Genomic DNA, 13,202 nt, shown 5'->3' on the forward strand with positions numbered 1-13,202 from the left:
CAGGCATTCAGATCACCCTAGATCTCAGGCCCGAAAGCCCTCCAGCAGCGCAGCCCCGACCGGGCCGCAGGCACAGATGCTGCGGCTGCGATCAAACAGGACAGCGCCAAGCTGGGGAGCCGCGTCATGGTGCTTGGCCAGGTAGGCCCCGGCCCGCTGCTCAATCACGGCGGCCAAGCGCTGCTGCAAGCCAGTGGCCAGGGCGGAATCACGCTCGGCCAACGCAGCGATGGCCTGATCAACGCTGGCCGCCTCTAGAAGCAGCCGGATCTGCTCCAGGGAACACCCGTGCTGGGCCGCCTGGGCCGCCAGGATCTCCAACCGCCCATCGGCCAGATGGTGATGGGTGTGAAAGATGCCCCCCGCCAGCTTGATCAACTTGCCCTGGTAGCCAAACAAGAGCAGGCGCCTGACCCCTGCCTCAGCGGCAGCCACCAGCAGCGGCCCAATCCAGTTGCCAGCCTTGAGCAACAGGCCAGGAGGCAGCCCCTGCTGCGGGGCCAGATCCAGCCCGTTTTCCCCCAAGACGAGCACCAGATCGCCGCTCCAGCCCGGCTCCTGACTGCGACGCGCCAACTCCTGACGGGCCTGGTCCAGTTGATCAGGCGCGGCACTGCGCTGCACCAGGGCCTGGGTCCCAATCAGGGCCAAACCATCCACCACACCAAAGGCCGCATTGCTGGTGCGCGCCGCCCGTTGGCGCCCCTCCGGGAAGGTGAGCGTCAGCCGCAAACCCCGGCGATCCGGCAGGAGCGGGCGAAGGTTGCTCTCGAGCAATTGCCTGGCATAGGCCGAGAGGCAGGCCTCGCCGGAGGCTGCGTGCACACCCACGCCCTCCCCAGCCAGCAACTCCAGCCAAGGCTGTTCCCCCTCAGCATCCGTCCAACTGGCCTCCACCCAAACCTGCAGGCCGCGGGTGAGGTCCAGCACCTCTCCGGGGTCACAGCAACTGGTGGCCAAGGCCCGCCCCGGGCCCAACCGTGCGGCGGCCTGGACCGGAATCACCGTGGCTTCAAGGCCCGCTTCTGGATCCAGCAGGAGCGGAACCTGCGCTTGAAAAGGCTGGCCAAGCAACTCTCGAACCGCCGCGACCGCTGCAGCCGCAACCCAGACCGGCAGGGTGTAGCCGCACTCAGCCATGGGCCAGGGAAGGGTGAGGTCCGTTTTTTATGTTGGTCGATTGCGCTGCTGATCCAACGGGCAGCGATCGCCCCGGCTCACCCACCATGCAGGACAAGCTGACTCTGATGATCCCCGGCCCCACACCGGTGCCGGAAAGCGTCCTGCAGTCCATGGGGCGTCACCCCATTGGACACCGCAGCGCGGACTTCCAGAAAATCGTTGAGCGCACCACCGCCCAACTCAAGTGGCTGCATCAAACCAGCAATGACGTTCTGGTGATCACCGGCAGCGGCACCGCCGCCATGGAAGCCGGAATCATCAATGTGCTGAGCAAAGGGGACAAGGTCCTCTGCGGCGATAACGGCAAATTTGGCGAGCGCTGGGTGAAGGTGGCTCAGGCCTACGGCCTGGAGGTGGAGGTGATCAAGGCGGAGTGGGGCTCCCCGCTGGATCCCGAGGCATTCCGTGCCGCCCTGGAGGCCGACTCCAGCAAGGCGATCAAGGCCGTGATCCTGACCCACTCGGAAACCTCCACCGGGGTCATCAATGACCTCGAGACCATCGCCAAGCACGTCAAAGCCCATGGCACAGCGCTGACGATCGCTGACTGCGTCACCAGCCTCGGGGCCTGCAACGTGCCCATGGACGCCTGGGGGATCGACATCATCGGATCCGGGTCCCAGAAGGGCTACATGATGCCCCCGGGTCTGGCCTTCGTGGCCATGAGCGACAAGGCCTGGGAGGCCTACGGCCGCTCCGACCTGCCGAAGTTCTATCTGGATCTGGGCAAGTACCGGAAATCGGCGCAGGCCAACAGCAACCCCTTCACCCCGGCGATCAACCTCTACTTCGCCCTGGAAGCGGCGCTCGAGATGATGCAGGCCGAAGGGCTCGAGGGCATCTTTGCCCGCCATGCTCGTCATCGCGCTGCCGCCCAAGCGGGCATGAAGGCCATCGGCCTGCCCCTCTATGCCGCGGAAGGCTGCGGCAGCCCGGCCATCACCGCCGTGGCTCCCGAGGGGATCGATGCCGAGACCCTTCGCAAGAAGGTCAAGGATCGCTTTGACATCCTTCTGGCCGGTGGCCAAGACCACCTCAAGGGCAAGGTCTTCCGCATCGGCCACCTGGGCTTCGTTTGCGATCGCGATGTGCTGACCGCCGTCGCAGCGATTGAAGCCACCCTGCAGGAACTCGGACTGCACAAGGGGACCCCTGGTTCTGGCGTGGCAGCCTGCGCAGCCGCCCTGGCCAGCTGAAGCAGGCGACCACAGGGGAGCCCCTTCAGCAGGGCTCCCTTGCTAGGTTGATTGGGATAGAGAAAAGCCTTGATCACGGCTTTTGACTATCAAATTGCGGATGTAATTCAGTGGTAGAATGTCAGCTTCCCAAGCTGAACGTCGCCGGTTCGAGCCCGGTCATCCGCTTGAGAATTAGTTTCTGGGCTTAATCAGCTGCATCACCTGCGGCCCCACGCTTCCTGCGCGGCGCTCGCAATCGAGGGAACGGAGAATATCGCGCGCTGACTGTTCAATTTCACCGCTTGATGCGGCCTGCTCAGCCGAAGCCGAAAAAGCGGCGGCTGCACGCATCAAATCGTCTCGTCGCTCGGCTACAGGTGCCTGCTGGCTGGATTGCATTTATTTGATCTTGCCTGAATAAATATTAGTCGCCACGTTGAAGCGACCCCGAACGGTGGGGCTGCCCTGACACAACTGAAACGGATCGGCCGAGTGGTTTTAGGTGCCCGGTTCCTCGCGATTGCCGCCCAGTGCTGCGATCTGATCACGCAGTTGCCTCACTCTTGAAGCATCACCACGGGTGATGGCCACGGCGAGGGCGAACTCGAGTTTCTCGAGCTGATGGCCGCCCTCAGCAAAAGAACGGCTGGCGCAGGCAGGTGTACCCGAGGCGGCAGGGGCAACGGGAACAGAGCGATGGCTGTTGGAGAAGGCCATGGTTCGCTTTCTTTCCATTGTGCCCCCGGCGCAAGGGGTCATGCAGCCATGAACTCATCCTCGTGAGGATTCACCGACGCAGGGACCTCCTCCTCGCTCACGCCGTCCTGCAGGAGGCTGCGGCAGTCGGCCAACAGCGTCTCCACATGGTCGAGACGGCTCAGCTCCTCAGGATCAGGCGTCTCGACAAAGGAGACCTGGTCCAGTTGCAGCTCCATCGCATTGAGGCGCTGCTCCAACTTCACCAGCCGCTGCGAGAGGGCCGCGACGGTCTGAGCGAGGTCCTCTGTGGTGCGCGTGATGCGAAACGAGACCGATTCGCCAGCCATGGACAGGGTTCAACTCGCCCGATAACACCACAGCCCTGGGCAGTTCTCAAGCCCAAGCGGCCAAGCAGACTGAAGGCATTCCAGGGCAGCCCGGCGATGCCATCAAGCCTCCACCTGCTGGCCTATGTCCTGGCGGGCATTGGCGGCGGTTTGCTGGCGCTGCGCACGGGGATCCCCGCCGCACCCCTCGCTGGCGCGCTGCTGGGAGCGGGACTGCTGAGCATGAGCGGCAAGCTCGAGGCCGCCAACTGGCCCGCAGGCACCCGGACTGCCCTGGAAATTGGCATCGGAACCGTCATCGGCACCGGATTAACAGCGACGGCCTTCAGCGAGCTCAAGCAGCTCTGGCGGCCGGCCCTCTTGATCACGCTCACCCTGGTGATGACCGGCCTGGTGGTGGGGCTCTGGTGCAGCCGTCTGCTGGGAATGGACCCGCTCATCGCCCTCTTGGGAGCCGCACCAGGGGGAATCAGCGGCATGAGTCTGGTGGGCGCCGAATTCGGAGTCGGTGCGGCCGTTGCTGCCCTTCACGCCGTCCGCTTGATCACGGTGCTACTGGTGCTGCCGCTGGCGGTCAGGCTGCTCCTGGGCCACGGGGACCTGCCGCCGCCTGCCAGCTGATTGATCGGCACCTGGATCCAGGGGGAAACGATCGATACGGTGGGACACCCAATGCCATTCCCCTGCTTCGGCATGCGTCTTTCCCTGTCCCTCAACAGCCGGCTGCTTCGGCTGGCTGCAGCCCTTCCGCTTGCTGCCCTGGGCTGGTCTGCGCTGCCGACCGCCGCTCTGGCCGGCAATGAAACCGGTGCCAAAGGAGCACAGATCTATTGCTTCATGCGCAGCAGCGGCAACAACCACGAAGTGAGCTGGAAAGCGGCCTACGCGGTCATCAAGCGTCAGAGCGCCTCGGTCTTCAAGACCTCGCCTGAGCACGCCGCGGTGATGATCACCGAAGCCGTCGTCGCCGATCCCGGCAAATTCAACGACTGCGGTCGCTACCTGGGCGATCTCTACGTCAAGGCGGTGGACACCAACGAAGAGAAGAGCCAGTCCACCCACCCCGACAGCACCAACCGCACCAGCACCAGCTCCGGCATCACCAGTGACACCGGCGGCAGCGGCAGCTCGAACCGCTACGCCTACTGAGGCTGATGGCAACCCGCACCCGCTCCTGGCTACCGCCATCCCTGGGGGCGGGTCTGCTCTGGCTCGTCCTCAGCAGCTGCAGCGCTCCACCCGAGCCCGGCCAGAGTCAAACCAAGGTTGATGACTGCCTACGCAACGTCAACCTTGATCGGTTGCCTGCCTTGCTCAAGCACTGCGATGCCGTGGTGGAGGCCTTCCCAGAACACCCCCAACCCCGCAATGAGCGGGCCCTGCTGCTGAAATTGGCGGGCAAGCCACAGGAGGCCTGCCGCGACAGCCTCAAAGCCGCGGCCCTGGTGAAAGAAGGCAAACACCCCGTCGACGCCCTGATGCGCGACGAGATCGATTTGCGGCGGCGCAACTGCATCCGCCTCACCACTGATCGAGCAGCTGCTGCACCATCCGCGGCAGCGGCTGACGCTCCAGCTGAGCCTGGCCGCGACTGAGCAACAGGGCAATGCGCTCGGCCTTATCGGCAATCAGCCCGTCCACCAGCTGATCCGCGACGCCAAGCTGAAGCCAATGGCACTCCAGGGTCCCCTGCATACCAATGCGGTGGCAACGGTCCTCGGCCTGCTCAGCGTCGCCGGGGGTCCAGGGCCTCTCCAGCAGGACCACATGCTTGGCCCGATGCAGGGTGAAGCCCAGGCCTCCAACGCCGTAGGTGCTGATCAGCAGCTGCTCGTGGCCAGCCTGAAAGCGATCCACCACACCTTGGCGCTCTGCGGCGGCCAGGCGTCCGGTCAGCAGGGCACCCCCTAGTCGCTGCTGCAACAACTGGGCCGCCGCCACAAAGGCCGTGAAGACCACAACGGCTTGCCCCTCGGCCTGCAGCCTGGCCAGCAGGGCGGCGGCGGCGGGGAGCTTGTACTCCGCGCCGATCTGACGCAGGGCGGTCAGTACGGCTAAGGCCTCGGCGTCGCGGCGCACCAAGCCCGCAGCGGCGCGGCGGCGATAGTCATCCACCTTCAGTTGCAGGCGGTGCTGAAAGCCCTGACCCTCCGCCTCCGACAGGCTGACGGGAAGCATCTGCCGGCGTTTCGGGGGGAGATCCAGACAGTCCTGTTTGCGGCGATGCAGCAGCAGGGGCCTGACCAGGCGCTGCAGCTCCGGCAGGTGGGTGGCCCCGGTCGCACTCCACTGCCGGGTGCCCGAGCGTTCATGCCAATGGCCAAGGCAGTAGCGCTCCTCGAACGCGCGTTGGTCCTTCGCCAGGGGGTGGCCGATGGCCGCCAGCAAGGGGAACAGCTGCGCTGGGCGGCCGTTTTTCATCGGAGTGCCGCTGAGCAACCACGCCACCCGCAGCCGCGGATGGCGCGCCAGACGCAGGAAGGCCTGGGTGCGCGCAGCGGACAAGTTCTGGGCGTAGTGGGCCTCGTCCGCGATCAGAACCGTGCCGGCCTCCGGCAGCTCCTGCGGGAGCGCCGCCCAACTGAGCAGGGTGATCTGCAGTTGCAAGGCCGCCGCCTCCTGGCGCCAATGGCGATGGAGCCCCGTGGGAGCGATCACCACCACGCAGCAATCCGCCGCCCGGACCATCGCGCGCGCGGCCACAAGCGCCGTCAGGGTTTTTCCCAGGCCCATGGCATCGGCCAGCACCGCACCACGCCGCGCCAGCAACCAGCGCACTGCAGCCCGCTGATGGGCAAACAGCTCCCGGCCGTCCGGCAAGGGTTCCGCTAATCCGGCGCTGGCAATCAGCTCGCGATGGGGCGGCAAGGGGGGCAGAGGCTGCTCGAGCCAGCTGCACCACTGGGGCAACGGCGGCTCCATCGCGAAGCGCTTGCCGAAGTGCTGACGCAGGACCAAGGCCGCTTCCAGCGGGAACTCCCAGCAGCCCTGCTTTGAGCGCCAAAAGCCTCGGGGGCGCACCGCCCTGAGCTGGGCCTGGGTGACCGCATCAAAGGGCAGAACCAACTCGATGGCCCCTGATGCTCCCAACCGCATCAGGCAGCGCGAGGTGCGTTGCTGGGCCGTCTGAGCTGGGGCAGCAACTCATAATTTAGCGAAGCTCAGGGCGGGCGCAACAGCTGCAATAAGCCTTGCAAAATGCATCGTTCGACACATTGACATCCCAGCCACTCAGGTCAGACTCCCTGCAACCGAATTATTCGGATGCACAGCAGGGATGCCGTTTTCCTTGAAGACTTGTGCCCCAAACTTCGTGTTCGCCGGTGGAGACAATCCCTCCACACTTACACCGGAAAAACGTGCATCTACTGCGGCAAACCTTCTGAGTCTATTGATCACGTTTTTCCGCAAAGTCGCGGTGGCTTAAGCGTGACCGAAAACTGCGTTCCCGCTTGCCTGGCCTGCAATGGCCGCAAGAGCGACGCTGACGCTTTCGAGTGGTACCGGCAGCAGCGCTTCTACGACCCCCGCCGAGCCATGGCCATCCGCGCCTGGACCGACGGTGACCTGCGCCTGGCCCTGCGCCTGCTGCAGTGGGCGAGCCCAGGCGCCATTCCCGCGCCCGCAGCGCCTGACTCCGGCTTCAATCCCATGCAGCCGTACCTGCAGGCCGCCTAAGTCACCAGATCCGGCAGGCCGCAGCGCCGTTATGGCGCTGGCAAATCTCCGCCTGAGCCTGGGGCTGGTCGGGAGCCAGCAGCAGGGCCGAGAACAGCGTCAGCGCCAAAGCCGTCAGGCCAATCAGGCGACGCGGGGCGCCAACCTGCGAACGCCGCCGAGGACGCACACGCCCAGGGACCTGGCCCACGAAGGAGGACGCAAGAGGGGCGGGGAAGCAAGATGCAGTCATTGATCAGCGGGCGAGTAATACAGGTGTACTCATGACGGCTCGCGGTGTCAACCCCTCCTCCCGCGTGCTGGTCCTCGGCGGGGGATACACAGGCCAACGCTTTGCCGATGCAGCCAGAGCACGCGGGGCCCAGGTCTGGCTGACCTCGCGCTCGATCAAGGAGGGCTCGCAGTGGCTGCACTTCAATGCGGGCGAGGGGGCCGTCCCGCAGCTTCCTGAAGGCCTCAGCCATGTGCTGATCACCCTTCCGCCCAACAAGAACGGCGAGGACGACGCCTACAACCTTCTGGGGGAGTCCCTCCGGCACCAGCCCCTCCAGTGGGTGGGTTACCTATCGACCACGGGGGTCTACGGCGACACCCAAGGACGCTGGGCCGATGAACAGAGCCCGACAGAGCCAGGCCTTCGCCGCAGCCAATCCCGCCTGCAGTGCGAGCAACGCTGGCTGGCCAGCGCTCTCCCCCTACAGAGTTTTCGGCTGCCCGCGATCTACGGACCGGGTCGTTGCCCCTTCCAGCAGCTGCAACAAGGCCAGGCCCGCTTGATCCACAAGCCCAAGCAGGTGTTCTGCCGGATCCATGTCGATGACATCGTTGGCGCCTTGCTGCACTGCTGCGGCCTACCCCCGGAGGCCAGGCCAGCGGTGCTCAACGTCAGCGACGATCTGCCCTGCCCCTCGAGTGAAACGCTCGGCTATGCCGCCCACCTGCTGGGTTGCAAATTGCCAGCCGTACGCAACTTCCGCGACGCCCAGGCAGAGATGAGTGCGATGGCCCTGAGCTTCTGGGCCGACAACCGCCGCGTCAGCAATGCGCGGCTGTGCCAGGACCTGGGCTACCAACTGCGTTACCCCAGCTATCGGGAAGGATTTGCCGCCAGCTGGAAGGAGGAGCAGAACCGTCCCAAGTGATGGAATAACGCTTAGATGCGGTTTGCGCCTGAACCCGCCGGACCTTGATCCGGGTCCGGAACGAACGGCACCCCGGCATCGTGGAAGAGACGATTCCAGTGCAACTCCACCCAGCCGTTCTGCACACCCTTCACCAGGGCAAAGCCCATCCCGATCAGCAACAGCCAACGCAACATGGGTGATCCGCCAAGCGACAGCAACGCTAAGCGCCCCCGCTTGATCGTCTCCCTTGGCGATCCCGCCGGCATCGGAGGCGAGGTCACGCTCAAAGCCCTGGCCCGCTGGACCCCCGCTGGCCAGCCGCCGCTGCTGGTGGGTTGCCGCCGCTGGCTGGAGGAGACCTACACGCAACTCAAGGGGCAGACAGACGCCCCCCTGGCGGACCCCGCCCAGCTCGAGGTGGTGGATTGCCCGCTCGAGCAACCCGTCAAACCAGGGACCCCCAGCGCCATCAGTGGTGAAGCCAGTTTCCGCTGGCTCACCCAGGCCGTTGAGTTGGTGCAACAGGGCTCCGGCCAAGCCCTTGTCACTGCCCCGATCGCCAAACAGCACTGGCACGCAGCGGGCCATGACTACCCCGGTCAAACCGAACGCTTGGCTGAGCTGGCTGGAGCCAAGGAAGCCTCGATGCTCTTCACCGCCCGCTCCCCCCAGAGCGGCTGGCGGCTCAACACCCTGCTCGCCACCACCCACATTCCGCTTCAGCAGGTTCCCCAAGCCCTGAACCCTGAGCGGGTGCGGGCCAAGCTCGACGTCTTACTGGCGTTTTGCCGTCGCTTTCGCCACGAGCCGACCCTGGCCGTCGCAGGACTCAACCCCCATGCGGGCGAGGCCGGACGTCTTGGACGCGAGGAGCGGGACTGGCTTGAGGCCACGCTTGAGGAGTGGAGCGCGCGGCACCCTGAGGTCACCGTGCTGGGGCCACTTCCACCTGACACCTGCTGGCTGAGCGCGGGCATGGCCTGGCAGCAGGGCGGAGGCGCTCCCGATGGCTTCCTCGCGCTCTACCACGATCAGGGCCTGATCCCCGTCAAGCTGCTGGCCTTTGACCAGGCGGTCAACACCAGCCTGGGCCTGCCCTTCCTGAGGACCTCACCGGATCACGGAACCGGGTTCGACATCGCCGGCCTTGGCATTGCCCGCGCAGCCAGCATGGTGGCGGCCTTGGAGGCCGCTGAGGAATTGGGCTAGGCGGGTTTCACCCGCATCAGCACCTGGCCAAATTCAACCGGGGTGCCGTTCTCGACCAAGATCTCCACCACCTCACCGCTCACCTCGGACTCGAGCTCGTTCATGAGCTTCATCGCCTCGAGGATGCAGACGGTCTGGCCGACATTGATCTTGGCGCCGAGCTCCACGAATGCCGACTCGCCGGGAGCAGGGGAGCGGTAGAAGGTCGCCACCATCGGAGCGGTGATCTCAATCAGATCACTGCGGGCCGCAGCGGCGGCCGGGGGAGCCGCGGAGGGGGCAGCGGCAGGTGCGGCTGCAGCAGGAGCCGCAACCGGAGCGGCGGCCTGCATCACAACCTGGGGCTGGACCCCCGGAAGATTGCGACGCAATTCCAAGCGGAAGTCATCACCTTCGAGCTTGAGCTCTTGGATGTCGCTGTCCCCAAGCAGGGCAATCAGCTCACGCAGCTGGTTGTGGTCAAGTTGCATGGGATCAGTTCTCGCGGCCCAGGTAGCTGTCGGTGCGGGTGTCGATCTTGATCTTTTCGCCGATCGAGAGGAACAAGGGAACCATCACCTGAGCGCCGGTCTCGACGATGGCGGGCTTGGTGCCGCCCGTGGCGGTATCGCCCTTCACACCGGGGTCAGTTTGGGTGATTTCCAGAACAACGGAATTCGGGAGTTCCACTTCCAAAGGCTTCCCGTTCCAATAGACGACATTCACCTCCATGCCTTCCTTGAGGTACTTGCGCTGATCGCCGATCTGCTTGGCGGTCAGACGGGTCTCCTCATAGGTGGACATGTCCATGAAGACAAAGTCATCAGCCTCCATGTAGGTGTGCTGAAGCACAGCCTTCTCGAGAACCGCCTGGGGAACGGTTTCACCAGCGCGGAAGGTTTTCTCAACGACGTTGCCGGACTGCACGGCCTTGAGCTTGGTGCGGACAAAGGCGGAGCCCTTGCCGGGCTTCACATGCAGGAACTCAACAACGCGCCAGACCTGACCGTCGATCTCGATCGTCGTACCGGTACGAAAGTCGTTGCTCGAGATCATTCCGGCATAACGGTTCAGGCGGGATTGTACGGCTGTGGCAGAGTCCCGGCAGAGACAAGGCTGCAGCATGGATCTGAAGCGCTGGCTGGATCGCTGGGTGCCCGCCCTGCTGATCGCAATTGCTTTCGCTGCCTTCCCGCTGGTGCCACCGGCCCAGGCTGCGCTGCCGCCTGGCAATGCCGTCAAGGATCCCGCTGCCATCCTTCGTAACGCTCTGCCGATCGACCAGTCGGATCTGCAGACGCTGCAGCACAGGCTGGAGAGCACCAGCGACGACCTCAGAGCCAAGCGCTGGAGCGCCCTGGTCAATACGGTCAATCGGAGTCAGGCGCTGCTCAAGACCCGCGCCGACTCCATCGTGGCGAGCCTGCCGGAAGCCAAGCAAGCCGAGGGGAAGACCTTGATGGCCGCCCTGCAAAGCCAGATGGAGACCCTCGTGGAGAGCAGCGAGAGCTCTGACCGCGATCGATTCCTCGACGACCGGCGCGCTGCCCTCAGCACCGTCGGGGACCTGGAAGCACTGCTCGTGGGTGACTTCCCCTTCCAAATCCCCAGCGAGTTCGACGCCCTGCCCAGGCTGCTGGGCCGCGCCACCGTTGAGATCGAGACCACCAAAGGGATGCTTACCGCTGTGGTGGACGGCTACAACGCACCACTGACGGCCGGGGCCTTTGTGGACCTGGTGAAGCAAGGCTTCTATGACGGACTGCCCTTCACCCGAGCCGAGGACTTCTACGTTCTCCAGACCGGAGACCCCAAGGGTCCTGAGACCGGCTACATCGACCCCAAGACCAAGGGCGAGCGCCAGGTGCCGCTGGAGATCAAGGTGCCCGGTGAAGCCGAGCCCTTCTACAACGCCACCTTTGAAGACCTGGGCCGTTTCGAAGCCACCCCGGTCCTTCCCTTCGCGACCCTCGGGACCATGGGTTGGGCCCACTCGGATGAATCCCTCGCCGATGGTTCCTCCCAGTTCTTCTTCTTTCTCTACGAGGCCGAACTAACCCCCGCAGGCCTGAACCTCGTCGATGGCCGCTACAGCGCCTTTGGTTACGTGGTGGATGGGTTTGAGGTGCTCGAGGAACTGGGCATCGATGACGGCATCGTCCGCGCCCGACTGCTCGACGGAGCCGAGAACCTCAAAGCCCACGCCTAGATGCGACTCGATCAGCTCGGCGAATGGGAGCTGATCGACCGGCTCTCGGCCTACGCGCCCCCCGGCCAGCTGGCTGACGACGCGGCGATCTTGCCGGGAGCCGTGGTGGTCAACACCGACGTCCTGGTGGACACGGTCCACTTCAGTGACGCCACCATGTCGGCCCAGGACTTGGGCTGGCGGGCGGCAGCGGCCAACCTCTCCGACCTGGCGGCCATGGGCTGCAGCGACGTGATCGGCCTCACGGTTGGCCTCGTGGCACCAGGAGCAACCCCCTGGAGCTGGGTCGATGGGGTCTACCAGGGACTCTCCGAAGCCCTGGCTCGTTTTGGCGGCACCTTGCTCGGCGGTGACTGCAGTAGCGGCAGCCAGCGCCTCCTCGCCATCACGGCCCTTGGCCGGCTGGGGCCTGGCGCCATCCGCCGCGGCGACGGCCAACCCGGCGATTGGCTCGTGAGCACCGGCCCCCATGGCCTCAGCCGCTTGGGGCTAGCGCTGCTGCAAGGCGAGCGCAGTGCAGCGATTCCTGAGGATCTGCGGGAGCGCGCCATTCGAGCCCACCAAAGGCCCCTCCCCCGGCTCGATGCCATCCCAGCCCTCGAAGCAAGCCAGCCCCAGGGGAGCCCATGGCGAGTCGCTGGCACCGACAGCAGCGATGGCCTGCAACGCGCGCTGCTGAACCTGGCCAAGGCCAGTGGCTGTGGGGCACAACTACGGCGCACAGGCCTGCCCCTTGACCCCGCCATGGCGCCGCTCGCCGATGCAGAGCGCTGGTGCCTGAATGGGGGCGAAGACTTTGAGCTGGTCCTCGCCCTGGAGCCGACCTGGGCCGAGCGGCTCTGCGCTGCACTACCGGGCTGCCAGGTGATTGGCGAACTGGTGGAGCACTCCTCCCCAACCCTGACCTGGAGCGAGACCGGGCTGCCCCTTCAGGAGAGCGATCCGGGCTACCGGCACTTCAGCTGATCGCACAACCATCAAAAAGCCGCCCCGAAGGGCGGCTGATGGAAAGAGGTTGAGCGGGCGCTCAGATCACTTCCAGTTCTTGGCAACGATCTCGGCCAGGTCAACGACGCGCTGGCTGTAGCCCCACTCGTTGTCGTACCAGCAGATGACTTTGACCATGTTGCCGCCCATCACCAGGGTGAGGTCGGAGTCAACGATGGTGCTCTCATCGGTGCCGGCGTGGTCGCTGGAGACCAGGGGCAGGTCGGTGTACTTGATGATGCCCTTCATGCCGTTCTCAGAGGCGGCCTTGAGCACTGCGTTGACCTCCTCTTTGGTGGTCTCGCGGCTCATCTCGAGCACCATGTCGACGACGGACACGTTGGGGGTGGGGACGCGCAGGGCGATGCCGCTGAGCTTGCCCTTCACCTCGGGGTAGACCAGAGCCACGGCCTTGGCTGCACCGGTGCTGGTGGGAACGATGTTCACAGCAGCGGCGCGGGCGCGGCGCAGGTCACGGTGGGAGGCATCGAGGATGCGCTGGTCACCGGTGTAGCTGTGGGTGGTGGTCATCGTGCCTTTGACGATGCCGAAGGCCTGATCCAGGACCTTGACCACAGGCGCCATGCAGTTGGTGGTGCAGCTGGCGTTG

17 protein-coding genes, 1 tRNA gene and 1 pseudogene are annotated in these 13,202 nt (G+C 65.1%); 10 read left to right on the forward strand and 9 right to left on the reverse strand.

What is annotated here, in order from left to right; all coding sequences use genetic code 11:
- Window positions 1-24: 24 nt before the first annotated feature.
- Window positions 25-1,140, reverse strand: a complete 1,116-nt coding sequence (gene cbiD, locus QZ189_RS04160) for a cobalt-precorrin-5B (C(1))-methyltransferase CbiD (protein ID WP_296421035.1) — start codon at window positions 1,138-1,140, stop codon at window positions 25-27.
- Between the two features lie 86 nt (window positions 1,141-1,226).
- Here cbiD and QZ189_RS04165 point away from each other — a divergent pair, with 86 nt between their 5' ends.
- Complete coding sequence (locus QZ189_RS04165; protein WP_296415558.1) at window positions 1,227-2,378, forward strand: alanine--glyoxylate aminotransferase family protein; 1,152 nt, start codon at window positions 1,227-1,229, stop codon at window positions 2,376-2,378.
- Window positions 2,379-2,474: 96 nt separating this feature from the next.
- Window positions 2,475-2,546 (forward strand) — tRNA-Gly (locus tag QZ189_RS04170).
- Between the two features lie 312 nt (window positions 2,547-2,858).
- On the opposite strand, the gene QZ189_RS04175 is transcribed toward QZ189_RS04170, so the two are convergent.
- Together QZ189_RS04175 and QZ189_RS04180 are read right to left on the reverse strand one after the other, a co-directional pair.
- On the reverse strand, window positions 2,859-3,077 hold the full coding sequence (locus QZ189_RS04175; protein ID WP_010313945.1) for a hypothetical protein: 219 nt from the start codon (window positions 3,075-3,077) through the stop codon (window positions 2,859-2,861).
- 38 nt (window positions 3,078-3,115) lie between these two features.
- Window positions 3,116-3,406, reverse strand: coding sequence for a hypothetical protein (locus QZ189_RS04180; protein WP_247476609.1), 291 nt, complete (start codon window positions 3,404-3,406; stop codon window positions 3,116-3,118).
- A 96-nt stretch (window positions 3,407-3,502) separates the two neighbouring features.
- Here QZ189_RS04180 and QZ189_RS04185 point away from each other — a divergent pair, with 96 nt between their 5' ends.
- The 3 genes from QZ189_RS04185 to QZ189_RS04195 all read left to right on the forward strand — a co-directional run bounded on the left by QZ189_RS04185 (window position 3,503) and on the right by QZ189_RS04195 (window position 5,001).
- Window positions 3,503-4,027: an AbrB family transcriptional regulator gene (locus tag QZ189_RS04185; RefSeq protein WP_296415445.1), complete on the forward strand. Its 525-nt coding sequence runs from the start codon at window positions 3,503-3,505 to the stop codon at window positions 4,025-4,027.
- Window positions 4,028-4,099: 72 nt separating this feature from the next.
- The gene (locus QZ189_RS04190) at window positions 4,100-4,555 is read left to right on the forward strand and encodes a DUF6554 family protein (protein WP_296421037.1); all 456 of its coding nucleotides are present in this window, start codon (window positions 4,100-4,102) and stop codon (window positions 4,553-4,555) included.
- A 5-nt stretch (window positions 4,556-4,560) separates the two neighbouring features.
- Window positions 4,561-5,001: a hypothetical protein gene (locus QZ189_RS04195; protein WP_296415451.1), complete on the forward strand. Its 441-nt coding sequence runs from the start codon at window positions 4,561-4,563 to the stop codon at window positions 4,999-5,001.
- Here the strand turns inward: QZ189_RS04195 and QZ189_RS04200 are convergent.
- On the reverse strand, window positions 4,928-6,502 hold the full coding sequence (locus QZ189_RS04200) for a DEAD/DEAH box helicase (RefSeq protein WP_296421040.1): 1,575 nt from the start codon (window positions 6,500-6,502) through the stop codon (window positions 4,928-4,930). The two genes, QZ189_RS04195 and QZ189_RS04200, sit on opposite strands and share 74 nt — an antisense overlap.
- Window positions 6,503-6,670: 168 nt before the next feature.
- Between QZ189_RS04200 and QZ189_RS04205 the strand changes: the two genes are divergently transcribed.
- A complete protein-coding gene (locus QZ189_RS04205; RefSeq protein ID WP_071777926.1) occupies window positions 6,671-7,084 on the forward strand; it encodes an HNH endonuclease in 414 nt (137 codons plus the stop codon).
- Window position 7,085: 1 nt separating this feature from the next.
- On the opposite strand, the gene QZ189_RS04210 is transcribed toward QZ189_RS04205, so the two are convergent.
- Window positions 7,086-7,316, reverse strand: a complete 231-nt coding sequence (locus tag QZ189_RS04210) for a hypothetical protein (RefSeq protein ID WP_156797764.1) — start codon at window positions 7,314-7,316, stop codon at window positions 7,086-7,088.
- Window positions 7,317-7,347: 31 nt separating this feature from the next.
- Here QZ189_RS04210 and QZ189_RS04215 point away from each other — a divergent pair, with 31 nt between their 5' ends.
- On the forward strand, window positions 7,348-8,226 hold the full coding sequence (locus QZ189_RS04215) for an SDR family oxidoreductase (protein WP_296421042.1): 879 nt from the start codon (window positions 7,348-7,350) through the stop codon (window positions 8,224-8,226).
- 11 nt (window positions 8,227-8,237) lie between these two features.
- On the opposite strand, the gene QZ189_RS04220 is transcribed toward QZ189_RS04215, so the two are convergent.
- Entirely contained in the window at window positions 8,238-8,402 is a 165-nt protein-coding gene (locus QZ189_RS04220) for a hypothetical protein (protein WP_010313963.1), read from the reverse strand.
- Between QZ189_RS04220 and pdxA the strand changes: the two genes are divergently transcribed.
- Window positions 8,401-9,417, forward strand: coding sequence for a 4-hydroxythreonine-4-phosphate dehydrogenase PdxA (gene pdxA, locus QZ189_RS04225; protein WP_296421044.1), 1,017 nt, complete (start codon window positions 8,401-8,403; stop codon window positions 9,415-9,417). The genes QZ189_RS04220 and pdxA overlap by 2 nt on opposite strands.
- Here pdxA and accB read toward each other — a convergent pair.
- Window positions 9,414-9,887, reverse strand: coding sequence for an acetyl-CoA carboxylase biotin carboxyl carrier protein (gene accB, locus QZ189_RS04230; protein WP_010313967.1), 474 nt, complete (start codon window positions 9,885-9,887; stop codon window positions 9,414-9,416). The genes pdxA and accB overlap by 4 nt on opposite strands.
- Before the next feature lie 4 nt (window positions 9,888-9,891).
- Complete coding sequence (gene efp / locus QZ189_RS04235) at window positions 9,892-10,452, reverse strand: elongation factor P (RefSeq protein WP_010313969.1); 561 nt, start codon at window positions 10,450-10,452, stop codon at window positions 9,892-9,894.
- Window positions 10,453-10,519: 67 nt separating this feature from the next.
- Here efp and QZ189_RS04240 point away from each other — a divergent pair, with 67 nt between their 5' ends.
- Both QZ189_RS04240 and thiL read left to right on the forward strand, forming a co-directional pair.
- Window positions 10,520-11,605: a peptidylprolyl isomerase gene (locus QZ189_RS04240; RefSeq protein WP_296421047.1), complete on the forward strand. Its 1,086-nt coding sequence runs from the start codon at window positions 10,520-10,522 to the stop codon at window positions 11,603-11,605.
- Entirely contained in the window at window positions 11,606-12,571 is a 966-nt protein-coding gene (gene thiL, locus QZ189_RS04245; RefSeq protein ID WP_296421050.1) for a thiamine-phosphate kinase, read from the forward strand.
- Between the two features lie 66 nt (window positions 12,572-12,637).
- On the opposite strand, the pseudogene QZ189_RS04250 reads toward thiL, so the two are convergent.
- Window positions 12,638-13,202 (reverse strand): annotated as a pseudogene (locus QZ189_RS04250) (type I glyceraldehyde-3-phosphate dehydrogenase); the annotation flags it as partial.

Source organism: Vulcanococcus sp. CPBay_Sum15L08_68, assembly GCF_017855895.1.
Taxonomy (GTDB): domain Bacteria; phylum Cyanobacteriota; class Cyanobacteriia; order PCC-6307; family Cyanobiaceae; genus Vulcanococcus.